This is a genomic window from Planococcus chinensis, assembly GCF_042681545.1.
GTDB classification, from domain to species: Bacteria; Bacillota; Bacilli; order Bacillales_A; family Planococcaceae; genus Planococcus; species Planococcus chinensis.
In genome coordinates this window covers 80,455-103,510 of the sequence record NZ_JBHUFW010000012.1, presented here as the reverse complement: position 1 = coordinate 103,510, position 23,056 = coordinate 80,455, and the positions used below count along the sequence as shown (strand labels likewise).

Annotated in this window: 26 protein-coding genes; 5 read left to right on the top strand and 21 right to left on the bottom strand. The window is 50.5% G+C overall.

The window, feature by feature from the left end:
* Positions 1-25: 25 nt before the first annotated feature.
* From ACFSDB_RS15980 to ACFSDB_RS15970, 3 genes are all read right to left on the bottom strand, one after another.
* The gene (locus tag ACFSDB_RS15980; RefSeq protein ID WP_204892821.1) at positions 26-1,561 is read right to left on the bottom strand and encodes a solute symporter family protein; all 1,536 of its coding nucleotides are present in this window, start codon (positions 1,559-1,561) and stop codon (positions 26-28) included.
* Positions 1,558-1,968 (bottom strand): DUF485 domain-containing protein, encoded by a 411-nt coding sequence (locus ACFSDB_RS15975; RefSeq protein WP_204892822.1) that lies wholly within the window; start codon positions 1,966-1,968, stop codon positions 1,558-1,560. Before ACFSDB_RS15975 ends, ACFSDB_RS15980 begins: the two co-directional genes overlap by 4 nt.
* 189 nt (positions 1,969-2,157) lie before the next feature.
* Positions 2,158-3,165, bottom strand: a complete 1,008-nt coding sequence (locus ACFSDB_RS15970) for a S8 family peptidase (RefSeq protein ID WP_204892823.1) — start codon at positions 3,163-3,165, stop codon at positions 2,158-2,160.
* A 179-nt stretch (positions 3,166-3,344) separates the two neighbouring features.
* Here ACFSDB_RS15970 and ACFSDB_RS15965 point away from each other — a divergent pair, with 179 nt between their 5' ends.
* Positions 3,345-4,406 (top strand): saccharopine dehydrogenase family protein, encoded by a 1,062-nt coding sequence (locus ACFSDB_RS15965; protein WP_204892824.1) that lies wholly within the window; start codon positions 3,345-3,347, stop codon positions 4,404-4,406.
* A gap of 301 nt (positions 4,407-4,707) precedes the next feature.
* Here ACFSDB_RS15965 and ACFSDB_RS15960 read toward each other — a convergent pair whose 3' ends face one another.
* Genes ACFSDB_RS15960 through ACFSDB_RS15950 form a run of 3 tightly spaced genes read right to left on the bottom strand, consistent with a single transcriptional unit; the run spans position 4,708 to position 6,743 of the window.
* Positions 4,708-5,457, bottom strand: a complete 750-nt coding sequence (locus ACFSDB_RS15960; RefSeq protein WP_204892825.1) for an ABC transporter permease — start codon at positions 5,455-5,457, stop codon at positions 4,708-4,710.
* A complete protein-coding gene (locus tag ACFSDB_RS15955; RefSeq protein ID WP_204892826.1) occupies positions 5,454-6,185 on the bottom strand; it encodes an ABC transporter ATP-binding protein in 732 nt (243 codons plus the stop codon). The genes ACFSDB_RS15960 and ACFSDB_RS15955 overlap by 4 nt, the downstream gene beginning before the upstream one ends.
* Before the next feature lie 60 nt (positions 6,186-6,245).
* A complete protein-coding gene (locus ACFSDB_RS15950; RefSeq protein WP_204892827.1) occupies positions 6,246-6,743 on the bottom strand; it encodes a ferritin in 498 nt (165 codons plus the stop codon).
* A gap of 254 nt (positions 6,744-6,997) precedes the next feature.
* Between ACFSDB_RS15950 and ACFSDB_RS15945 the strand changes: the two genes are divergently transcribed.
* The 3 genes from ACFSDB_RS15945 to ACFSDB_RS15935 are packed head-to-tail and all read left to right on the top strand — an operon-like array spanning position 6,998 to position 9,421.
* Complete coding sequence (locus ACFSDB_RS15945; RefSeq protein ID WP_204892828.1) at positions 6,998-7,759, top strand: GTP cyclohydrolase II; 762 nt, start codon at positions 6,998-7,000, stop codon at positions 7,757-7,759.
* A complete protein-coding gene (ribD, locus tag ACFSDB_RS15940) occupies positions 7,746-8,849 on the top strand; it encodes a bifunctional diaminohydroxyphosphoribosylaminopyrimidine deaminase/5-amino-6-(5-phosphoribosylamino)uracil reductase RibD (RefSeq protein WP_204892829.1) in 1,104 nt (367 codons plus the stop codon). Before ACFSDB_RS15945 ends, ribD begins: the two co-directional genes overlap by 14 nt.
* Positions 8,846-9,421 carry a 5' nucleotidase, NT5C type gene (locus tag ACFSDB_RS15935; protein ID WP_204892830.1) on the top strand — a complete coding sequence of 192 codons (576 nt, stop codon included), beginning with the start codon at positions 8,846-8,848 and terminating at the stop codon, positions 9,419-9,421. The genes ribD and ACFSDB_RS15935 overlap by 4 nt, the downstream gene beginning before the upstream one ends.
* 64 nt (positions 9,422-9,485) lie before the next feature.
* Here the strand turns inward: ACFSDB_RS15935 and hxlA are convergent, their stop codons facing one another.
* The 14 genes from hxlA to ACFSDB_RS15865 all read right to left on the bottom strand — a co-directional run bounded on the left by hxlA (position 9,486) and on the right by ACFSDB_RS15865 (position 21,126).
* On the bottom strand, positions 9,486-10,118 hold the full coding sequence (hxlA, locus tag ACFSDB_RS15930; RefSeq protein WP_204892831.1) for a 3-hexulose-6-phosphate synthase: 633 nt from the start codon (positions 10,116-10,118) through the stop codon (positions 9,486-9,488).
* Between the two features lie 50 nt (positions 10,119-10,168).
* On the bottom strand, positions 10,169-11,005 hold the full coding sequence (locus ACFSDB_RS15925; protein ID WP_204892832.1) for an SDR family oxidoreductase: 837 nt from the start codon (positions 11,003-11,005) through the stop codon (positions 10,169-10,171).
* Between the two features lie 11 nt (positions 11,006-11,016).
* Positions 11,017-12,075, bottom strand: coding sequence for a mannonate dehydratase (uxuA, locus tag ACFSDB_RS15920; RefSeq protein ID WP_204892833.1), 1,059 nt, complete (start codon positions 12,073-12,075; stop codon positions 11,017-11,019).
* Positions 12,076-12,087: 12 nt separating this feature from the next.
* Positions 12,088-12,708 carry a bifunctional 2-keto-4-hydroxyglutarate aldolase/2-keto-3-deoxy-6-phosphogluconate aldolase gene (locus ACFSDB_RS15915; RefSeq protein WP_204892834.1) on the bottom strand — a complete coding sequence of 207 codons (621 nt, stop codon included), beginning with the start codon at positions 12,706-12,708 and terminating at the stop codon, positions 12,088-12,090.
* An 11-nt stretch (positions 12,709-12,719) separates the two neighbouring features.
* On the bottom strand, positions 12,720-13,739 hold the full coding sequence (locus tag ACFSDB_RS15910) for a zinc-binding alcohol dehydrogenase family protein (RefSeq protein WP_204892835.1): 1,020 nt from the start codon (positions 13,737-13,739) through the stop codon (positions 12,720-12,722).
* A gap of 11 nt (positions 13,740-13,750) precedes the next feature.
* Complete coding sequence (locus ACFSDB_RS15905) at positions 13,751-15,022, bottom strand: TRAP transporter large permease (RefSeq protein ID WP_204892836.1); 1,272 nt, start codon at positions 15,020-15,022, stop codon at positions 13,751-13,753.
* Complete coding sequence (locus ACFSDB_RS15900; protein WP_204892837.1) at positions 15,022-15,519, bottom strand: TRAP transporter small permease; 498 nt, start codon at positions 15,517-15,519, stop codon at positions 15,022-15,024. Before ACFSDB_RS15900 ends, ACFSDB_RS15905 begins: the two co-directional genes overlap by 1 nt.
* Positions 15,520-15,585: 66 nt before the next feature.
* Positions 15,586-16,584 (bottom strand): TRAP transporter substrate-binding protein, encoded by a 999-nt coding sequence (locus tag ACFSDB_RS15895; RefSeq protein WP_204892838.1) that lies wholly within the window; start codon positions 16,582-16,584, stop codon positions 15,586-15,588.
* A gap of 35 nt (positions 16,585-16,619) precedes the next feature.
* Positions 16,620-17,645, bottom strand: coding sequence for an ureidoglycolate dehydrogenase (gene allD, locus ACFSDB_RS15890; protein ID WP_204892839.1), 1,026 nt, complete (start codon positions 17,643-17,645; stop codon positions 16,620-16,622).
* Positions 17,646-17,655: 10 nt separating this feature from the next.
* Entirely contained in the window at positions 17,656-18,201 is a 546-nt protein-coding gene (hxlB, locus tag ACFSDB_RS15885; RefSeq protein ID WP_204892840.1) for a 6-phospho-3-hexuloisomerase, read from the bottom strand.
* 13 nt (positions 18,202-18,214) lie between these two features.
* The gene (locus tag ACFSDB_RS15880; protein ID WP_204892841.1) at positions 18,215-19,171 is read right to left on the bottom strand and encodes a sugar kinase; all 957 of its coding nucleotides are present in this window, start codon (positions 19,169-19,171) and stop codon (positions 18,215-18,217) included.
* Positions 19,172-19,193: 22 nt separating this feature from the next.
* Positions 19,194-20,198, bottom strand: coding sequence for a LacI family DNA-binding transcriptional regulator (locus ACFSDB_RS15875; protein ID WP_204892842.1), 1,005 nt, complete (start codon positions 20,196-20,198; stop codon positions 19,194-19,196).
* A 146-nt stretch (positions 20,199-20,344) separates the two neighbouring features.
* Entirely contained in the window at positions 20,345-20,710 is a 366-nt protein-coding gene (locus ACFSDB_RS15870) for a nuclear transport factor 2 family protein (RefSeq protein WP_204892843.1), read from the bottom strand.
* A 116-nt stretch (positions 20,711-20,826) separates the two neighbouring features.
* Complete coding sequence (locus tag ACFSDB_RS15865) at positions 20,827-21,126, bottom strand: hypothetical protein (protein WP_204892844.1); 300 nt, start codon at positions 21,124-21,126, stop codon at positions 20,827-20,829.
* A gap of 146 nt (positions 21,127-21,272) precedes the next feature.
* On the opposite strand from ACFSDB_RS15865, the gene ACFSDB_RS15860 reads away from it, so the two are divergent.
* The gene (locus ACFSDB_RS15860) at positions 21,273-22,010 is read left to right on the top strand and encodes a YwaF family protein (protein WP_204892845.1); all 738 of its coding nucleotides are present in this window, start codon (positions 21,273-21,275) and stop codon (positions 22,008-22,010) included.
* 16 nt (positions 22,011-22,026) lie between these two features.
* Here ACFSDB_RS15860 and ACFSDB_RS15855 read toward each other — a convergent pair whose 3' ends face one another.
* The gene (locus ACFSDB_RS15855; protein WP_204892846.1) at positions 22,027-22,938 is read right to left on the bottom strand and encodes an NAD(P)/FAD-dependent oxidoreductase; all 912 of its coding nucleotides are present in this window, start codon (positions 22,936-22,938) and stop codon (positions 22,027-22,029) included.
* Positions 22,939-23,056: the final 118 nt, after the last annotated feature.

The following is a 23,056-nucleotide window of genomic DNA, read 5'->3' as shown; positions in this document are numbered from 1 at the left end:
AAGGCGGTTCGTTTTTTGTGAAACTTTAAAGCTGTCTGAACCCGCCAGTATTCGCGCGGACATTGACTTCTGAAAACTTCTTCTCGTTGGCTTCTTTTGACAGAAGCGTTCCGACGACTCCTCCAAGGAACCCGAGCGGAATTGAAACGATTGCTGGATTGGTCAGCGGGAAAAGTGGAGTTCCCGTGATAATGGCCGCTCCAGCTTCCGGATTCATGACGCTTGGACTGATGGATACCAGAACGAGCGCCGATACCAAGCCGGTGATAATTGCTGATACCGCTCCAGTTGTATTGAACTTTTTCCAGAAAATCGTATAGACGATGACCGGCAGATTTGCGCTGGCTGCGATACAGAAGGCCAGCGATACCAAAAATGCCACGTTCAAGCTTTGGGCAAAAATGGCGAGGATGATGGAAAAGACCGATACTCCGACAGAAGCATAACGGGCTGCAAGCATTTGCTGGCGCTCTGTTGCCTGGCCTTTTTTGATGATTTGTCCGTAAATGTCATGGGCAAATGCGGAGGCTCCGGTCAAAACGAGCCCAGCCACTACGGCCAGGATTGTTGCGAATGCCACCGCCGAGATGAACGACATTAAAATATCTCCGCCTAAAGCCTGCGCAAGCAATGGCGCCGCCATGTTGCCGGCTGCGTTTGTGCTGATGATGGTTTCTGAGCCAACGAATGCCGCTGCCCCGAAACCGAGGAAAATGGTCATGACGTAGAAGATCCCGACAATCCATGTCGCCCACATAACGGAACTTCTTGCTGTCTTAGCATCCCGTACGGTAAAGAAGCGCATTAGAATGTGCGGCAAGCCTGCTGTCCCAAGAACCAAAGCGAGCATCAAGGAAATCGTATCCAATGGAATCTTGTATTTGACTCCCGGATTCAGGAATGCTTCCCCGTGTGGTGTAGCAGATTTCACTTGCGAGAACATCTCCAGGATGCTGAAGCCGAAACGCTGCAGCACCAAGAAAGACAAAATCACTGTTCCGACCATGAGGAGCACAGCTTTGATGATCTGCACCCAGCTTGTGGCCGTCATTCCGCCGAACAAGACATAAACTGTCATCATAATCCCGACGAGCAGGACAGCCCAAAGGTAATCGATGCCGAACAGCAGCTGGATCAGCGCGCCCGCCCCTACCAATTGCGCAATCATATAGAAGATGACGATCGTGATGGAGCTGAGCGCTGCCGCTCCGCGCACTTTCTTGGCATTGAAACGCGCATTGATCATATCCGCAAGCGTGTATTTGCCCAAATTCCGAAGCGGCTCTGCCACTACGAAAAGCACCACTAAATAGGCCACCAGATAGCCGATGGAGAATAAAAACCCGTCAAAACCGAAAAGCGCGATGGAACCTGCAATCCCCAGGAACGAGGCAGCGGATAGGTAATCCCCGGCAATCGCCAGACCGTTTTGCCAGCCGGACAGCCCGCCGCCCGCTGTATAGAAATCGCTTGCACTATTTGTGCGTTTTGCCGCGTAATAGGTGATGACAAGCGTCATTGCCACAATTACTAAAAATATGCTGATTACCGTAGCATTCATCGGCTTTCCTCCTCACCGTAATGGAATTCTTTTAACGTATCGTTGGCCATTTCATCGAATTTCGCCGCCCGCTTCATGTAGACGGTTACAAGAATCCACGTCATTGCAAAAAGGCCGAATGCAAACACCCATACCCACGAAATATCGCCGATAAATTGGGCATCCAGCAAGTCGGTATAAGAAATGATGATATTGAATAATAAGTACAAACCTAAAAATAAAGCCGTCGTCGGAATCAGAAACGCTTTCTTCTTCTTCATCAACTCCCGGAACCCTGCAGACGCTTCAATTGCCTGGAAATCCGGAACATGCCCCTCTCCTTCGCGTTGGCGTTCGGCTTGCACCGCCTGTCTTTCCTGTTGTCTTTGAACCGTTGCCGCATTCGTTTCCGCTGCCGTTTTAGCCATTCTCTCCACCCCTTTTTTCAATATTTTCAGAATCTAAGAACAATTAAAGCATTTCCTGTTTCTTCCGTCAATAAGGCAATTAGAATATCTGTAATTAAATACCAGAAGATACTAAAGTCAAAAGTCCCAGTGCCCATAAAAAAAACCCGAATGCTGTAAATTACAGCACCGGGTTCGGATAAACGGATTTCACCCTTCCTTCTTAGCCGACAGCTCTTCATGGAAAGTGGAATTGAACAGCTTGAACAATTGTTCGAATTTGCTGAGGATATCAAGAGCCACCAATCCGTTTCCTTCCGCTGTTTTCGGATAGCCGAGCGGGACGGTCCGGCGCACCAATTGTGCATAAAGCTCTGCCTCTGTCAGGCTGCGGGCAAATTCCTTTTCTGCGATATTCTTGATCAGCACCAAGGCACCGGAAACATGGGGCGTAGCCATGGAAGTTCCGGATAGCGTTGCATATTGGCTGCCGGGATAAGCCGAATAAATATTGATGCCCGGCGCCACCAAATCGATTTCATTGTTCGTATTGCTGAAAGGCGCCATTTTTCTGTTGAAATCGACCGCTCCGACTTGAATCACTTCCCCATATGCTCCAGGATAGGCAAACTCATCGGTCGAATGGCTGTCATCCCCTTCATTGCCTGCTGCGCAGACAATGGGAATTCCCGCATCCACGGCGCGCTTCACCGCTTCGTGCAGCTCCGGGACGTCTTCCGGGCCGCCCAACGACATTGAAATGACGTCTGTCTTCTCTCCGTTCGGACCCGTCCAATCGATGGCATAATGGATGCCGTTGATGATGCCTGCGTAGTCCCCGCTTCCTTCGCCATTTAATACTTTAACGATCAGCATTTTGGCTTCCGGCGCGACTCCGGCGATGCCGCCGCCTGCACGGAGAGCGGCTGCCACGGTTCCGGCGACATGGGTGCCGTGGCCATTATTGTCATCGAAATTCTTGGAATCCCCATTAAAATCTGCCGTAAAGTTTTGGCCGCCGATGATCCGGCCCTGTAAATCGGGGTGATCCGGCTGGCAGCCGGTATCTAGGATTGCTACTACATTTCCTTTTCCATGCTCCGCTTCTTCCCAGACGGCCGGTGCTTGGATCATGCGCACCCCTTCCGGAATCTGCGGTGGAGCCGAAACGATTTCTTCAACACGGAATGGAATCAGGTGGATGTCATGGTTTTGCATCGCTATTCCTCCTCAATTATCTTTTGGATGATTTCGACTATTATTCAATAGAATTCCCTTTTAAAAATTTAGGAAACATGATGCCGCTCGCTTTTTCCGAATCGCAGTGGCATTCTTTTACTTAAGGACATCCCGCTGTCTGAAAAGCGGGTTATTCTATAAGAAGGGACGTGCTGGGAATGGGAAGCAAATGGCTGATTTACGGAGCATACGGCTATACAGGGGAATTGATTGCCAGAGAAGCTGTCCGGAGAGGGCTGACGCCTGTACTCGCAGGACGGAACCCGCAGAAAGTGAAAGTCCTTGCGGCAGAACTCGGTCTTGAAATGCGCGTTTTCCCGGCAGAGGCAGCTGCTGCCTCACAGCTCCGGGATATTGATGTTTTGCTTCATTGCGCAGGGCCATTCAGTGAAACAAGCGGACCGATGATCCAAGCCTGCCTCGAGGCACGCACGCATTATCTCGACATCACAGGAGAGATACCGGTTTTTGAACATACACACGCTCAGCACGGACGCGCGGTGGACGCCGGCATTGTGCTTTGTTCAGGTGTCGGTTTTGATATCATCCCCACGGATTGCACGGCTTTGCGGCTGAAAGAGCTGCTGCCGGACGCCACCCGTTTGGCGCTGGGCTTTGATTCGGATTCGGGCATTTCGCCCGGCACCTTCAAAACGATGATCCAGGGGCTCGGTTCCGGGAGCGCCGTACGCCGGGGAGGCAAGCTCGTTGCCGTTCCGCTCGGCAGCCAGCAGCGGACAATCGACTTTGGCCGCGGAAGCCGGTCTGCCATGGGCATTCCATGGGGGGATGTGGCAACCGCTTTCTACACCACCGGCATTCCGGACATCTCTACGTGGATACCGATGGCGAAGCCCGCCGCGGCTGCCGCACGCACATCCGGCATCTTGCGCCCTGTCCTGTCTGCGTCCTCCGTACAACAAACGCTGCGGAAATGGGTGGAACAGAAAGTCGCCGGTCCTGACCAGGAACGCCGGGCGAACTCGCCTGCCTATATCTGGGGTGAAGCGGTGAATGCGGCAGGCGTCCGCAAAACCGCGCGGATCCAAACCGCCAACGTCTATGATCTGACGGTATACGGCGCCTTGGAAGTCTGCAGGCATTTGCTTGAAGAAGAATATGCACCGGGCAGTTGGACTCCGGCCAAACTATTCGGCGCAAAACTTGTCGAAGAGCTTCTGGGAGCTGGGAAGTTCGAAGTCGAAACCTTTTATCCTTGATACGCAAAAAAGCTGACCTTTTTGAGGTCAGCTTTTCCAGCTTGTTTAGATAGATAAGAATTCCTTATCTTATATAATGAAAAATAACGATGACACCTTGAACTTTCCACTTATTAAGAGCTAGCTAGCGCCGGCGCGTCCATGGGCTAGGCGAAGGCGAAGCTATGAGACGAGTGCCCTCCTCGGCTCATGGCGAAAGCCAGTCCCTAAGCGGCCGAAGCGCTGTACAAAGTTGATTTTCTTTTATTAACCTATTTACAAAATGTTTCTATACACTCTAAAAAAGCTGACCTTTTTGAGGTCAGCTTTTCACAATCTGCATCCGCCGGTTGAAGAGTGTCGGATAGGACAGGAAACCGAGCGAAATGCTCGTTACCGCGGCTGTCGTTAAGAGCAGGAACATGATCAGCAATTGGAATTGCACCGCTTGGATCGGATCGGCGCCGGCAATGATCTGCCCGCTCATCATGCCCGGGAGCTGGACGAGCCCGACGGTCTTCTGGCTTTCGATGGTCGGGATCATGCTCGCTTTGATCGATTGAATCAACTGGCGGTGGATCGCCTGTTTCGGCGTTCCGCCAAGCGACAGAATCAATTCGGTCTGGTCCTGATGGGATTCCACTTCTGCAGTAAAGCGGTTAAGGAATAGTATCGACAGCACCATCGAATTTCCAATAACCATGCCGCTGATTGGAATGATGTACTGGGCGGTTGCCGGAGTGATGTCAAAGCCGATCAAGATGCTTTGGGTCAACACTTCGACAAACACCAACGTTGCGGCAACCTTTGAGGTGATACCTTGGATGGCGGCGCCTTTTTTCTGCGCATTATGGGTAGCTGCGACAATCATCAACGTCACCATCAGGAAGATATAAATCAGGCTATTGGAGTCGAAGACGAATTTGAGTACATAGCCGACCGCCAGCAATTGGATGATTGAACGGACAGTCGCAATCATGGTGTCTTTTCCTAATCCCAAATTGAACGTCTTGGAGAGGACGAGCGGAATGAGGACAAAAATCAGCGTGAGCGATAAGGTAAAATAACTCATTCAGCTTCCCCCCTGACAAAACGCCTTACTTTTTCATTGACCGGATCGTTCAACAAAGCGCTTTCGCCGGTCTCGATGACTTCGCCGTCCATCATGACCCATGTGTAGTCCCCGATTTCCAGCGCTTGCTGCAGGTTATGGGTGATCCAAATGATCGTAGTCCCGTATTTTTTATTGATTTTCACAATCAGTTCTTCGATTTCCCGGAGCGATGTCCGGTCGAGCGAAGAAGTGATTTCATCCAGCAGGAGCACTTCAGGATGATTGACCAGCGTGCGGGCGATGGATATTTTCTGCCGCTGTCCGCCTGACAGGTCCTTGACATTGCGGTCCAGGAAATCGCCCTGCAGCCCGACATCGTGCAGGAGCTGCTCCGCTTCTTCTTTTGGCAATTTTTTGCTTTGGAGTTCCAGCGGCAGATTCAAATTCTCGTAGACCGTGCCGCTGACCATTGGTGCACTTTGCAGGGCGATGCCGACGATCCGGCGCAAGTCGACCGGGTTGAAGCTGTCAACGGCTTCCCCTTTAATGTAAAGTTCGCCCGCATCCGGCGAGATCAGGCCGTTGCAGAGCTTCAGCAACGTCGTCTTGCCGGCGCCTGATGGCCCGACCAGCGTCGTGATCTTGCCTTCAGGGAACGAGCCCGTGATGCTTTTCAAAATCGGATGGCTGTCCACGCTGTAGCCGATATGGTTAAAGTGGATCGCCGGTTTGTAATCGATTGCCATTCCTACACTTCCTTTCCACAAAAAACAGCACACATTGTTCCGTGTGCTGTTTCAAAACATTCAGCCTTCCAGTTTTCTTGAAGCGAACTCATCGTCCATTTTCAAGAAATACTCGCCGCCTTCTTCAATGTGCCGCATGCGGACGATTATATCGCGGAAGGATTTCTCTTCCTCCATTTGTTCTTCTATAAACCAGTCCAGAAAGGACAGTGTGGCGTGTTCCTGCAATTCATCGGCCAGTGTGACCAGTGCGTAAATATTGCTGGTGACGTCCTTTTCTTGCGCCAATGAACTTTCCAGTACATCCAAAGCATTGCTGAAATGGTTTTTCGGTTCGGACAGCGCCTGGAGCACCGGCTTTTCGTCCATCGTCACCAAGTACTCATAGAATTTCATGGCGTGCTGATGCTCTTCCTGTGATTGGACTAAATAAAAATTGGCGAATCCGTGATACCCTTTTTTGGAAAAGTAAGCCGCCATTGCAGTGTAGGCGTGGGCTGCTTGCAATTCGTTGTTGAACTGGTCATTTAACGCTAACGTCAGTTTTGCTGGTAACATCGTTCATTCCTCCTCTTTCTTATTTAGAATCATTCTAATATAGATCAATATAACATATTCCTTTTGAAAAGGCAAAGATAATGAGAATATTGATTCTAATTGAGAATGATGTTCATTAATAAAAGCTTTTTCTTTATTCTAATTGATAATAATTATTATTTGTATTTCCTTTTTAAAATCGTAAACCTTTTTGATTACTTTTAGTAACCAGTTGTAGTATAATAACTTGCAGAAGGTTAAAAGGGGGAAATCCAATGGCAACAATGAAACTGGAACCGGAAGTATTTGCGGTTTTAAAAGATAAAATCCAATTGATAAAAGTCGAAGAACAAGCAATCTACCTGGTAGGGCCGATCCGCCTGCCGGTCAATCTGAACGGCGAGACTGTGGTCTTCCAGTGGTATAGCTGGCTGAAGCAAGACCAAGTGACTGAAAACTACGAAGCCATCATTGAAACTTTGTCGTCGTCCAACTTGGCTGAATACCAGCAATCAAGCGTACTTGTCTACGGCGATTTTGAAAATGCGGAAGAAGCCTTGATCCGCATGCACTCAATCTGCCACACCGGGGATATTTTCGGCAGCAAACGCTGCGATTGCGGATTCCAGCTGAAACAATCAATGCAGCAAATCGCCGATCATGGAGCCGGAGCGCTTTTCTACCTGGCCAACCATGAAGGGCGCGGCATCGGCCTTTTCAGCAAAGCGATGGCCTACGTCCTGCAGGAAAATGGGTACGATACGGTCGAAGCCAATGAAAGCCTGGGCTTTGTCGACGATTCACGGAATTATTCCGATGCAATCGCCGTGCTTCAGCAGTTGCGCCAAAAACCGGTCCTGTTGATGACCAATAATCCGAAAAAATTGTCTGCACTTGAAAATTCCGATTTGGCGATTGCGGGCAGAGTCGCTTTATGGGGCGATAAATCGGAATTCAACGAGAAGTACCTCCAGACGAAAATCGAACGTTCAGGCCACCTGGAGGATGAGGAGGAGTCTGTCCATGCCGCAAGATAGTTTCTATATGGACCTGGCATTGAACAATGCCCGGACAATGAAAGGCCAGACCGATCCGAATCCGCTGGTCGGCTCCGTCATTGTCAATGACAACCGGATTGTCGGCATCGGCGCCCATATGAAAGCCGGCGAACCGCATGCGGAAATCCACGCACTGCGGATGGCTGGGGAAGCTGCAAAAGGCGGCACCATCTATGTCACCCTTGAACCCTGCTCGCATTTCGGCCGTACGGGCCCATGCGCGGCAGCCATTGTTGAAGCCGGACTGAAGAAAGTGGTCATTGCTACACTCGACCCGAATCCCGTCGTTTCCGGAAACGGAGTCGCCATGCTAGAAGAAGCCGGCATCGAGGTGGTCGTAGGAGTCCGCGAGGAAGAATCCCGCCAGATGAACGAAGTGTTCAATAAATTCATCGTTGAAGGGCGCCCCTTCGTCACCTTAAAAGCAGCAGCGACGCTGGACGGTAAGATTGCCACGCATGCATTCGACTCGAAGTGGATCACCTCGGCAGAAGCACGCGAAGATGTGCACGTTCTCCGAAGCGAAAACCAGGCCATTCTTGTTGGCCTCGGCACAGTGTTAGCGGACGATCCGGAATTGACATCACGCATTCCGAACGGGCGCAATCCGATCCGGCTTGTTCTCGATTCATCGCTGCGCATTCCGCTCGATGCCAAAGTGGTCGCGGACGGCCAAGCCGAAACATGGATCTTCACCAGCCGGCAAACGGATCCGGAGAAAAAGGCGGCGCTTGAACGCCTCGGCGTATCCGTATTCGAAACTAGCGGCGCTGTGCAGACCGATGTCGCCGACGTCGTGCGGATCCTTGGCGAAAAATCCGTTTCTTCCCTCTTTATCGAAGGCGGCGGAACCGTCAATGCAGCTTTTCTCGAAAAAGGCCTTGTCGATAAGGCGGTCCTCTATTTTGCGCCGAAATTGGTCGGCGGAAAAAATGCACCGACATTCCTTGAAGGTTCCGGCTTTGATCTGATGAAAGACGCAGTCGATTTGGAGCGGGGCGAATTCACAAAAGTCGGGAAAGACTTTAAGTTCACAGGCTACCCGGTGAAAAAGGAGTTTACAAAATGAAATTCGGATTCGATATAGACGATACACTGATCAACTTGCGAGAATATGCTTTTGGCCTCTACCAGGAAAAGCTGGGCAAGTCTGTCGAAGCGGAGCATTTCCACCGGCTTGACCGCGTGGAAATCCACAGCCTTTTTGGCATGACGGATAAAGAGGGGCATCAGATGTGGAACAGTGTTCTTGAGGAATTGTATTTTACGGAATGCCCTGTTTACCCTGGAGCAGTCGAGCTGCTGCAGAAGCTGGACCGGCAAGGCCATGAAATCTACTACTTGACTGCCCGCCCCGGCCAACATGCGGAGCGCACGAAAGCGTGGATGAAACAGCAAGGGTTCCCCGTTGCAGACGGCCGTTTCTATTGCGGGATGAAAGATGCCGAAAAAGTGCACATCATCGAAGAGCTCGGGCTCGATTATTATTTTGACGACAAGCCGGCAGTTGTAGAGCACTTGACGCGCGACTCGCTGACAGTCATCATGAAGGATCAATCCTATAACCGCCATTTGGCGCATCCCCGCATCAAAGAGTGGGATGAATTGGAAAGACTGATTGAAAGCAAAACGAAATCATAAACACTCACGCGTTAAAAAGCCCAGCCGGAAAATTCCCGCTGGGCTTTTTTTCATCGGCTCAGCGTCATTGAGCAGCATCAATGACTTGGCGGATATGCCGCGCCGCTTCTTTCGGATTTTGGCTGCCGGTGATGGCACTGCCGACGATCGCTATTTCGACCCGACTGCCAGCAAGCCCTTTCACCGCCTCTTTGTTCAACCCGCCTGCCACTGCAATCCTGGCCGAAGGCACATCTGCCAGCAAGTCCAAAGATGCGGTTCCGGCTGCCCTCCCTTGTTCCTGGCTGTCTTTCCCGATATGGATGCAGAACAAGTCCACTCCCAAACCGCTGAGCTCTTTCACCCGTTCAGGTTCCCGAACTTCCAATAAATCGACCATGACCGTTTTTCCGAATTGTACAGCCGCTTCCAAGGCGCCGCTCACTGTAGCGTTTCCCGCAAAACCCATGACGGTTACAATGTCCGCTCCGGCGCTGAAGGCCTGGCTTGCTTCACTTTTTCCGGCATCGCAGGTTTTCATATCGGCGAGCAGCAGCTTCCCGGGATGCCTTTGCTTCATTTCCCGGACAATGTCCATTCCATATTCTTTGATGACCCCGGTCCCGATTTCAATCAGATCAATAAAGTCGGCAGTTTCTCCGACGAGCCGAAAGCAGTCCTCTTTCGGCAACCGGTCCAACGCGAGCTGGATTTTCATCTTCTACCTCCTTATAGAAAAAACCACATCCAAAAGAATGTGGTTTTTTATTAGACCCCTGAATACGCCAGAAATCCGCCGTCTACAGGTACCGTAATGCCCGTAACAAATCCCGAGTAGTTTTCATCAAGCAGCCAAAGCATGGTGCCGACCAGGTCCTCAGGCTTGCCGAAGCGCTTCATCGGCGTGCTGTTCATGATTTTGCCAGAGCGCGGCGTTAGCGATCCGTCTGCATTCGTCAACAAATCCTTGTTCTGTGCGGTCAGGAAAAATCCTGGCGCGATGGCATTGACCCGGAGATTCTGCTCAGCAAAATGGACAGCCATCCACATTGTGAAATTATTGATGGCTGATTTCGCTGCGCTGTAGGCCGGAACTTTCGTCATCGGCGAATACGCGCTCATCGAAGAGATGTTCAAAATCACAGGAGCATCCTGTTTCAACAGTTCTTTGCCGAATACCTGGCTCGCAAGAAAAGAGCCGGTGAAGTTGCTGGCAAACACCCGGGAAAAACCGTCTTCCTGCAAATCAAAGAACGTCTTTCCTGCTGCCTCTTTGTCGTGGATTTCGATATCCGTGATGGCGTCCGGATGGTTCCCTCCAGCGCCGTTGATCAGGATGTCGATGCGGCCGTAAGCATCCAAAATCTGCTTTTTCGCCCCTTCCAACGAAGCACGGTCGAGCACATCGGCGGCAACGGCAATCGCTTCCCCGCCTTTGGCACGGATGTCGTTTGCGACATCCTGCCCTTTTTCAGCTGTCCGGTTCAAGACGGCGACTTTTACGCCTTGGGCGGCCAATTGCCGCGCCATTTCAGAACATAGTACGCCACTGCCTCCGGTAATGACGGCTGTCCGCCCTGCGAGATTTTCATGAGAAGAAAACATAGCGTCCTCCTTTATTTCGATTGATGTGCGTCCCATAGCCCTAACAAGTACATGATGCCCAACGCCCGGTCGTATAGCCCGTAGCCCGGGCGGCATTCTTCGTTCCAAATGTGGCGGCCGTGGTCCGGACGGGCATAGCCGGTGTAATTCTGGTCAGACAGCTCTTTTACGACGCCATTCAAGTCGATTGAGCCGTCTTGTGTGTAATGGGAAGTTTCGATGAAGTCCCCGTTATCGAATATTTTAACATTGCGCAAATGGGCAAAAGGCGAATGCTTCGCATATTTTGAAGCCAGATCCACCATATTGTTTTCCGGGTTCGCCCCCATCGAGCCGGTGCAGAAGGTAATGCCGTTCGACGGAGAATCCGAGATGGAAAGCAGCCGTTCCCAGCTCCTCTCGCCGGTCATGATGCGCGGCAGCCCGAAGATCGACCACGGCGGATCATCCGGATGGATGGCCATCTGAATGCCGCTTGCTTCTGCAGTCGGAAGGATTGCCTTCAGGAAGTATTCGAGATTCCCCCATAGCTGCTCCTCGTCCATTCCATCGTATGCCGCGAATAATTCCTGGATGCGCGCCATTTTTTCCGGCTCCCAGCCCGGCAAGGTCAGATCCGAAGCCGAAGCGACCGTCTCGATCAGTTCAGCCGGATCCAATGATGCGATTTTCTCCTTTTCCAAAAACAGCGCTGTCGAGCCATCAGGGAGCGGGTGGTAGAGCGACGTGCGTGTCCAGTCAAAAATCGGCATGAAATTGTAGCAGATGACTTTCACTCCTGCTTCGCCCAAATTGCGGATTGTTTCTTTGTAATTCTCGATATAGCGGTCGCGCTCCGCGTCGCCGAGTTTAATGGATTCGTGCACATTGACGCTTTCAACAACGTCCGCATGGAATCCGAATGATTGGATGTACTCGACTTCAGACTGGATTTCTTCTTTGGTCCAGACTTCTCCAGCAGGTTTATGGTGGAGTGCCCATACAATGCCTTTCGTGCCTGGAATTTGCTTGATCTGCTCTAACTGGACACTGTCATTGCCGCGTCCATACCAACGGAACGTAATATTCATATGGATCCTCCTTTATGCTAATTTGCCAAGATAATCTTTCACGAGCTGGACGACGGCTTCTTTTCCGGAAGACCGGTAGGCCTTTGTCAGATCGCTGCCGATTCCGACTGCGACTGCCCCGGCATCGAGCCAGGCATTCATATTATTGATATTGATGCCCCCGGTCGGCATGATCCGCACGTTCGGCAGCGGTCCGTTGACAGAGCCGATGAACGACGGCTCAAAACCGTTGGCCGGAAAAAGCTTCAAGATATCGCAGCCCGCCTCCGAAGCTTGCACCATCTCCTTGATGGTCATGCATCCCGGAAGGTAAGGCACATTATAGCGGTTGCACATGACGGCGATTTCCGCATCAAAATGGGGGCTGACAACAAACTTGGCGCCATGCAGCAACGCATGGCGGGCTGTTTCAGCGTCCAACACCGTCCCGGCGCCGACAAGCGCTTCTGAACCGCTCAATTGCCTGAACACTTCGGCTACGTTCGGCGTAGTGTAAGTCAATTCAATCGCCCGCAACCCTCCAGCTACGGCAGCTTCTGCAACGGCAATCGCTTCTGCTGCATCTTTTCCGCGGATGACGGCGACTACTTTCGAATCGAGCAATTGCTGATAAATTTCCATTTTCGGAATCATGTCACTGCTCCTCATTCAAAGACAATCAATGCTTTGCGCACTTTGTCCGGATTGTTTTCTACATAACTGAAAGCTTCCTGTACGTCATCCAGTGCAAATTTATGGGTGATCAAGCCGTCGGACCGGAGTTCGCCGCTGTTCAATAAATCCACCACTTTGCCGAACTGGTTGGTCTGGAGCCTCGAACCGACAATCGTGATCTCTTTTTTCGTAATCGGCAATTGCGGGATGGCTGACGGCCGTTCATCAAAGCCCAGTACGACCACATACCCGGCAGGAGAGACCAGATCGATGCTCAATTCCACTGTAGCCGGCATGCCGACTGCATCGATGACCACATTCGGGCCAGTGCCATCCGTCAGCTCCAGGATGCGGTCTTTTACAGATTCCTTGCCGGCGTTGATGACCTCGTCCGCGCCGCTTTCTTTGGCGAACGCCATGCGCTCTTCGCTCAAGTCGGTCATAAAGACGTGGGCACCGGCAATTTTCGCTAGCTTCAAGATGCATATTCCGATGGGCCCGCAGCCTTGGATGAGGACAGTGTCCCCCGCCTCGACATTTCCGCGCCATACCGCTTGTGCGCCGATTGTATACGGTTCTGCCAAAACGATTTCATCCCAGCTCAAGTCCTTGTTTACCGAATGGAGCTGCTTTTCAGGCAGCACGGCGTATTCACGCATGCCGCCGTCTTCATGGACACCGAAGACAGAAAGTTTCTCACAGACATTCGGACGGCCTTTGCGGCAGGCATAGCACTCGCCGCAATAATTGATCGGTTCGACCACGACATGGTCTCCCGGCTGAAGGCCTGTTACTGCACTGCCCACTTCTGCCACTTCGCCCGCCACTTCATGGCCGACGATGCGAGGATAGGTTGCCAATGGGTTCGTGCCATGGTAAATGTGCATATCCGAGCCGCAGATGCCGACGCGTTTGATTTTCACCAAGACGTCGTCAGCATTCACCACAGCCGGGCGTTCCTGTTCAATAATCCGTAATTCGTGCGCTGTTGGAACTTGTACTGCTTTCATCATATAACCACCTATTCAAATAGACTTGGCAAGAATAATGTAATTTGCGGGATAAAAGCAACCATCAGCAAGACAACTAAACTTACACCTAAGAACGGGAGCAGTTCCCTTGCGGTCTTTCCGATGGACACTTTCCCGATTTGTGAAGCAACGAAGAGGCAGACGCCGACCGGCGGAGTCACCAGGCCGATTACCAGGTTCAGTACCATCATGACGCCGAACTGGATCGGGTCCATGCCGACTGTCGTAGCGACCGGAAGCAATACCGGGAACAAGATGACCAGTGCCGCGATCGTCTCCATGAACGTTCCGACAAACAGCAGAAGCAAATTGATCAATAAGATGACGATGATGGCATTTGTCGAAATGCCGAGGATCGATTCCGCTACCAATTGCGGAATTTGTTCACGCACCATGATCCAGCCGAACAAATTCGCAAATCCGACAAGGAGCATGATCGAAGCGGTTGCCGTCATCGAGGAAAGCATGATTTCCGGAATCTTTTTGATCGGCAGTTCTTTGTAAACGAAAATGCCGATAATAAACGCATAAAGTACTGCAATAATCGAAGCTTCTGTCGGCGTAAAGAATCCGCCCAAAATGCCGTACAAGATGATAACGGTCATCAGGAGTGCCCAGAAAGCGCCGACGAAGCTTTTGCCGATCGTTTTCACTGATTGGCGTTCGCCTTTAGGATATTTCCGTTTAACGGAAATCAGGTATGTCGGAATCATCAATCCCAGCCCTAATAGGATGCCCGGAACCGCTCCGGCTAAAAACAGGTCTCCGATGGATAGCGAAGCAAGGGTACCGACAATGATCATCGGCAATGAAGGCGGGATGATTGGCCCTACCGTTGAAGAAGAAGCCGTAACTGCGGCGGAAAATCCGGCGCCGTACCCTTCTTTTTTCATCGCCGGGATCAAGATCGACCCGATGCTTGCTGTATCAGCCAAAGCTGTTCCCGAAATCCCGGCAAACCCCATCGAAGCACCGACGTTTGCAAGCCCTAGGCCTCCACGGATATGGCCGAACAAATCATTGGCGAATTTGATGATGCGTTCCGTGATGCCGCCCGCGTTCATCAAGTTCCCCGCCAGGATAAATCCTGGAATACAAAGCAGCACGAACGAGTTCAACCCGCCGAACATGCGCTGCGGAATGATATTGAGCGGGATTTCGGCAAGGAAAAGGTACAGCAGGGAGGCAAGCCCTAAACTGAATGCCACCGGAACCCCTAAAAAGATAAGTACTATGAACGATACAAATAACAGAGTAGCCATTAGTAATCATCGCCTCCGTAGTTCTGGCTGTAATCTTGCTTGTTTTTCACTAGATCGATAATTTTCAAAACTGCATAGAACACTAAAAACACAGCCATGATTAAAAGCGATGCATGGACTACCGACATCTGGAACGGCATGGTTGCCGACCGCTGGTTTTCGCCAAGCAGCGTGAAACCGTATCCTTCTTTCACCATGATCAAGCTCAGCAAGATGATGGTTAAATAGATGACCACTTCGTAATATCTCCGGAAGTTGTCTGACATCCGGTTAAGAATCATATCCACATTGATAAACTCGTTTCGCATCAAAGCCAGCGGCGCCCCAAAAGCGATGCCGTATAGGAATAAATAACGCGTCAATTCTTCGGTCCAAATAAAAGAAAATGGAGCAAAGCGCGAGATAATTTGAACAGTGACAATTATGATGACTCCCGAGAAGCTGGCAATTGTCAAAAAAGCGAGCGTCCCATCGATCAATTTTCGGAACAGCGACATCCGATTCATCCTTTCCTAATGGAAAGGCACATTTGGCCGGATGGCCAAAAGTGCCTTATGCCCATGTTATTCTACAGCCAGAATCTTTTCGTACAATTCCAATTGTTCAGGTGCCAAAGAAGATTCAACTGCCGGCGTCATCGCTTCGCGGAACGCGTCTTGGTCAACATCCACGAATTCCATGCCTGAATCCACCAATTCCTGCTCGATTGCTTCAATTTCAGTATTGTACAATTCTTCACCGAATACCTGCGCTTCTTCGGCAGCCGATTGCACCACTTCTTTCAATTCATCTGAAAGGGCGTTGTACTGCTCATTGCCGACTAGAATGTAGATCCAAGAGTAAACGTGTTCTGTACGGTTCACGTAATCCTGAACTTCCGACAAGCCCGCGCTCTGGATCAAGTCAACCGGGTTTTCCTGTCCGTCGATCACCCCTTGCTGCAAGCCAGTGAACACTTCGTTAAAGTCCATTACTTGTGGAGACGCGCCTGCTGCTTGCCAAACATCCAGGAACAATGGAACGTTCGGTACACGCATGCTGAATCCTTTAAGGTCTTCCGGCGTTTTGATCGGTTCATTTGAGGTCAAGTTCCGCGGTGCGCGTGTATGGTAGTAAAGCGCCGTCAATCCTGCTTCATCGCTGATTTCCTGTTTGATCTGCTCCCCGATTTCCCCTTCGACGACCGTCTGGACGTGTTCGAGGTCACGGAATGCGTAAGGCACAGCCATCAAGGCAGCATTCGGTGCCCAGTTCTGCAAGGTTTCGCCTGAAATTACCATATCAGCCGTTCCGGCTTGGATCGAGTTGATCGTATCTGTTTCCCCGCCCAAAGAGTTGTTCGGATAGATCGTGATTTCCATCTGCCCGTCGGAATTCTCTTCTACCAGCTCTTCGAATTTCTGTGCAGTTTTGTGCCAGATGTGGTTTTCATCCGCCAAGTGGCCGAATCGCCATTCGATTGTTTCGCCTGAAGCTGATTCGCCTTCGCTTGCATTATCTGAACCACATGCTCCCAAAACCAAAACCGACGCAAAAATTCCTGTTAACCACTTTTTCTTCATGTTATTCTCCCCTTTGAATGTAATTTTTTGTTTTATCATTTCTTGGAAGCCGCAGCCTTCAAGTAATCATACGTTGTCGCAGCAATCCGGATGCCTTCGGCCAAATTCCGCTCTTCGTTCTTCTGCTCGATTTCACCGGGCACCAGCACCCCGGAAAACCCTTCTGCCGGCTCGACTTCCCGGACTTCTTTCATCATGCGGTCCATCTGCTCCAAAAACTGGTCCGGGTCTGTGAAAAAGGACGGATTGATGGCGCAGAAATAATGGCCAAGCTTTCTTTTCTGATCCAGGTCCCCGTACATCTGATTGATGTGCGGCCCAAAAGCCATACCGGCAAGCAAGCCGGAGAAAATATCGACAATCATGGCCAATCCATAGCCTTTCGGCCCGCCGAACGGCGTAAGGGAAACCACTTTTGAAGGGTCCGCTACACTTTCACCGGATTCATCGACACCCCATCCTTCAGGGATGCTTTTGCCTTCTTCTTTATGCTGCAAGATTTTCCCTAAAGCCACAGTTGAAGTCGCCATATCGAGGATGAACGGCTTTTCGGTTTTTGCCGGGACGCCGTACGCAATCGGGTTGGTGCCGAGGAACGGCTCTTTCCCCCCGAAAGGAACCATGATTTTATCGGTATGCGTCATGGCAATGCCGATCAGGCCTTGCTGCGCTGCTTCTTGGACAAAATAACTGAGTGCTCCACAGTGGCTGCTGTTCATCGCGGTGACCATGCCGACCCCGTTCGCCTTGGCCATTTCAATGGCATGCCCCATGGCAGCGTCGCCGACTAAATGGCCGAAGCCGTCATCGCCGTCCACCACGCCGGTGACCGGCCCTGTCGCTTTAAACGAAATCGCAGGATCCGGATTGATGCCGCCTGCCTGGAGGCGGTTCACGTAATGTTCCGTCCGGAGGGCACCATGGGAGTTGACTCCTCTCAGGTCTGCATGGACCAGAACTTCGGCAATTTTCGCAGCGTGGTCTTTCCGGACGCCTGCAGAAATTAATTTATTTTGGATCAATTCTTCAACTTCTTGATGCGGAACTGTTACAGTTGCCATTCTGTTCCTCCTACTCCAGGTTGGTGTGGTTCTCGATGACATTTTCGTTTGCGAGGCCTGCATAAGGTCCGTCGATGATTGCAGCATCGAGCACCAGATGAACTGCCTGGTCGAACTGGTTGCCCAGAGGCTGGATCGTAGAAGGCTCTTCTGCTCTCCTCCATTTCGTGGCGGCGGGTATAAAGAGCCCGCTGCTGCACCACTCTTCTTGCACCTTCTCTTTGTTTGCTGTAACCAGCGCGATATGGGCGCCTTGCTTCATCGCATTCCTGCAAAGGCCGTCCAACTGGGCAGAACTTCCAGAGCCTGAAACAAGCAGGAGCACGTCGCTCCCCCGTATGGAAGGGGTGATGGTTTCGCCAACCGCATAGACATTCTTGCCGCAATGCATCAGCCTCATCGCAATCGCTTTGCCGATCAAACCCGAACGCCCTTCGCCGAAAATGAAAAAGCGGGTATCCCTCGAAAGCAATTGAACCAAAGAATCATATTGTTCGGCATCGATCCCTTTCAGGATCCGTTCCATTTCTTCCAGCACCGTAAAAGGCGTCTTCATCACTCAACCTCCCTTACCGCTCGACGGCTTTTTTATTCGCTACGAAATCCTGTACATCTTCCAAATACGGAAGGCCTTCGTTATCGCCTGACACTGTTGTCACGAGTGCTCCGACCCCATTGGCAAATTGCAGAAGCGCCGTTGCATCAAGGCCGTTCAATACCCCATAGATATAACCGGCATCAAACCCGTCTCCGGCGCCGACCGTATCCACCGGCTTGACGGAAAATCCGGGAGCTGTGATCCATTTGCCATCCCGGTAAAGCCGTGAGCCATTCTCGCCGTCTTTAATGACCAAGTCTCTAATATGGAAACTTTCACTATAGCCGGCCAAATCTTCGAGCGATTCTTTTCCAGAAATCATCCGGAGTTCATCCATGCCTGTCAGCAGAATATCGATATCCGGGAATATCGCTTCATAGGCGGCACAGGCATCTTCAATGCTCCACAACTTCAGCCGGATGTTCGGGTCGAACGCGACCAGAATCCCTTTTCGCTTAGCAATTTCAATTACTTTACGGGCGACTGAAAGGTGCTGCTTGTTGATGGCCAAGTAGACGCCTGTCAGATGAACTGCCTGTATGCCGTCAAAAAGCTCGTCTGTGATGTCTTCAGGTGTAATCGCGGTAACTGGCGACGGCTCGCGGTAGTAATAGGTCTTGCCGGCTCCGCCTTCATGGATCTCTTTAAAGTTCAACGAAGTCGGTATGCCTTCGATGAATTCCACCGCCGTTACATCCACTCCTTCGCCACGTGCAAAATTGTAGATCACTTTGCCGAAATCGTCTTTTCCCAAGCGGCTGATCCACTTACTTTTGAGGCCCAGCCGGGCACAGCCGATGGCAAAATTCAGTTCCGCCCCTCCGACTTTCCGTTCAAAATGGGTGACATACCTCAATGGCCCGGTTGATGTGGGGTTCATCGTAATCATGGCATCTCCTATTGTTAACACTCCAAATTCCATTGACACTTTGCTACACTCCCTGCTTGCTTTAAATGGATTCTCTTTCGACTAAAATCGGAGAATACCGCCGTGCTTCATATTCTGTTTCAAACGACTTGCTTTCGATTAGTTTCAAAAGCGTTTCCGCTGCATCTTTCCCGATTTCAAAGGTCGGCTGCTTGATCACTGTGATCGGAGTGGCGACAATTTCCAAGAAAGGCGAATCGTCAATGGTCACGACGCCGACATCCTCCGGAATCGACAATTGATTTTTTTTCACAAATTTCAGCAATTCAATCAGCGCCAAATCATTTGTGGCAAAAAAGGCGTCCGGCCGGTCTTTCGAATCCCAGATTGCTTGCAGCTTTTCACCGATGCGGTTGCGCTCTTCAGCGATGATCCAGTCTTCCCTAAGAACAAGGCCAAGTTCCCGGACTGTTTTCCTGAATCCATTGATGCGCTCCACCCGTGGTGTCACTTTTTTGGCAATTGAAGTGGACACAAGGCCGATTTTTTTATAGCCCTTCTTTTCAATCTGGGAAACCGCAATCTGTGAAGCGCTTTCATTGTCCAGAAGAAGCGTTGGGAAAATCGGCTGATTGATCTTTCTGTCGACAAAAACGATTGGGAAATCCGCTTTCTTTAATTGTTCGTATAAATCATCGTTGCCGTTGGTCGGGAAGATAATCAGCCCATCGACTTGTTTAGCCATCAGCATATCGATATAGGCCCGTTCTTTTTCCGGCTGGTCATCTGCATTGCAGACGAATAAATGAAACCCGCTTTTTCCGCAGAAATCTTCAATCGCCCGGATTATTTCAGTTGAAAAGGTATGAAGAATATTTGCCACAATGACGCCGATGGTGCCGGACTTTTTCTGCTTCAAACTTTTAGCTGCATAGTTCGGAATATAATCCAGCTCTTTGATAGCTTGTTCGATCCGCAACTTTGTCGGGACTGCCATAAATTCAAACCGGTTGTTTATATACTGGGAAACGGTGCTTTTTGAAACCCCAGCTCTCTCTGCTACATCTTGCATTGTTATCTTTTTCAATGGTTCACCTCACTACTAAACCGGTTTAGTAAATCGGTTTAGTGAAAGTATAAATGAAAGCCCTTCCAAAATCAACCCTTTATTCAGAAAATTTTATGTTTATAAAAAAAGGCCTTTCCCATTCCGGCAAAGACCCTTTTCATTGCTCATATTTTATCTTCTTCACTTAATCCGGAGCTGCCGAATGCATCATCGAGCGTATCATACCGGGCAATTTCGCACACTTTCCCATTTTTTATTTCCATATAGGTGTAGATGGTCACTTCGCCGCGCTGGTCTTGCCAGGTGCCTTGCTGCTCGTAAACCACTTTGTCGGCTTTTCGGTATCGGGTCCGGGTCTCCAGGTGAATGCCCGAGTTTTCCACCCATTGCCGCAATGTGTCGTGGCCGACTCCGGTGCCTTGCTGGCCGATCATTTCGATATTGTGGTCGGACACTTTGAGGACGCCTTCTACATCTTTTGCGTTCACCCGGTCCGTCCAGGCATCTGCCGTTTCAATGATATTCTCCACGTCTTGGACCCTCCTCCGCAATTTCAATAAATTATCTTTTCTGAATTTTAACACAATAAAATGGGATTTTCAGCAATTTTTTGCGACCAAAAAAAGCCCATTGGCAAATGGGCTTTTTAGTAATGGACATTTTTCAGTTTTTTAAATGCCTTAACGAACTGCGCCGGATCTTCATATACTTGGTACGTAATGACTCCCCGGTGCGTATGCAAGTAGAGCATGTTGGCGTCTGTAGAAAGTGATTTATAGGAGACGTCCCAGACAGCAGATAACGGAAAGGCGGATTCCGGCGTAGCTACCTCGTGCTCGAACAATTGAAGGCGGCTTTCACGGCGAATGATTTTCATTTCCCCTGCTTCAATAAGCCGTTCGGTGTCCGTGTAAATGATCGATGACAGCAACGTTGAATGGTGCATGCCGGCTCTCCTCCTTCCGTTGTGCTGCCCTGAGTATAGCCCATTTCCCTTTCGGCATGCAAAAGTCCGGCCTTCGGCGATTAGACGGCAAAACAGCAGAATGGTACACTTTTCGTACTTATATATACCGTAAAGGAGCGGTCTTGATGGACAATTGGTTCGGCGCCACTTCCCCTTCCGTTTTTGTACCTTTTTCAATCAGTCATCTATTGATGCTCGTCGCGGCGATTGGCGGCTTTGTTTTTCTGCTGGCTCAAAAGAATCAGCTCCGTGAATCGCCGCTTTTTTTCGCGCGCGTCCGCTGGACCTTGTTCGTTCTGCTGCTCGTTTCAGAAATCTCCTATCAGGCATGGGCGATTTCAAATGGTGTCTGGAGTTTCAGCGGGCACGTTCCTTTGCATCTCTGTGGCATAGCTTCAATCACAGCGATGATCGGCCTTTTGACGCTGCGACCGGTATGGATTCAGATTTCCTTTTTTATCGGCATCCTGCCTGCTGTTTTAACGCTTATCACGCCAGAGCTGCCCCATGATTTTCAGCATTACCGCTTCTGGAAATTTTTTATCCACCATATGGCGATTCCATGGGCCTGTTTGTTCTTGGCGTTGCGGAAACCGGCTGTCATTTCGCTGCGATCCTTGTTTCTGGTTTATTTCTTGCTTGTCGGTTATGCACTCATTATCGGTTTTTTCGTCAATCCGGCTGCCGAAGCCAATTATTTATATCTTTCCCGATTGCCGGAGGCTGCTACGCCTTTAAGTTTCTTCGGAAGCGGCATCTGGTATTACCTGAACCTTGGAATTGCCGCTTTTCTCCTTTTTGGCGGGCAGTATCTTTTTTGGAAAAAGTTTTTCATCCGCACAGAAAAAAAGGCTGCCCGCTAAAGGGGAGCCTTCTTTTCTACAGGTCAGCTTCAAAATATTCGTTGGTCAAATCGCCGTTGATGCCGATAGCGGCTGCACTTCCTTCTCCTGCTGCGATAATCAGCTGAGAGGGGACGATCAGCGAAGTATCCCCTGCAGCATAGACATTCCAGACACTGGTCCTGCCATATCCGTCCGTTTTGATGCCGCCGTATGCATTCTCCTCGCAGCCCAGCTCTTTTCCGAAATCCGCTGCATGCCGCCAAAGCGGCGTGACGAATCCTCCTTTCCGGTCAATGAGCGTCCCGTCTTCAAGCCGGACGCTGCGCAATTGTCCGTTTTCGCCTTCCAAACCGTCGATTGCCTCTTCCCGTACCTGGATGCCTTTCGCTGTCAATTTGTCCCGGTCTTCCAGCTCCAACCGCCCTTCCCCATTTGTAAAGACGACCAGATCGCTGCTCCAGCTGTAGACTTTCTTGGCCAGCTCGTAGACATTTTTATCTGCGATGACGGCCAGTGGCTGATCGCGCATTTCCCATCCGTCGCAATAAGGGCAACTGAACAGGCTGGTGCCATAGAACTTTTCAATATCTGGAATATTCGGCTGCTCTTCCTTCAAGCCGGTTGCCAGCAGCACTTTGATGCTATGGTACGTTTCACCGCTTGCCGTTGTCAGTTCATAATGTGTATCGGACACCCGGTTCATCGTCAAAGCGCGGTCCTGCTTGATTGTAACCGAGTCGTATTTGGCGATCTCTTCATGCGCCAAGCGCTTGAGCTCTGTAGGGGTGATGCCATCCCGGGTGAGAAAGCCATGTGACTCCCGTGTCACCAGATTCCGGCCATTGTCATCGTCAAAGAGAATCACATTCCGCCTCGATCTTCCCAGCACAAGAGCGGCATTCAAGCCGGCCGGACCTCCTCCGATTATTGCGCAATCATATCGCATATCATCCATCCTTTATTTTGAGATTATCCTTAAACCTTCCCGATTCAGGTTCAGTGTAAACGTTCCGGCAAATGTGGCGCTGTTCCCGTATCCATCAGAAAAAGGCCCCCGCCACGGA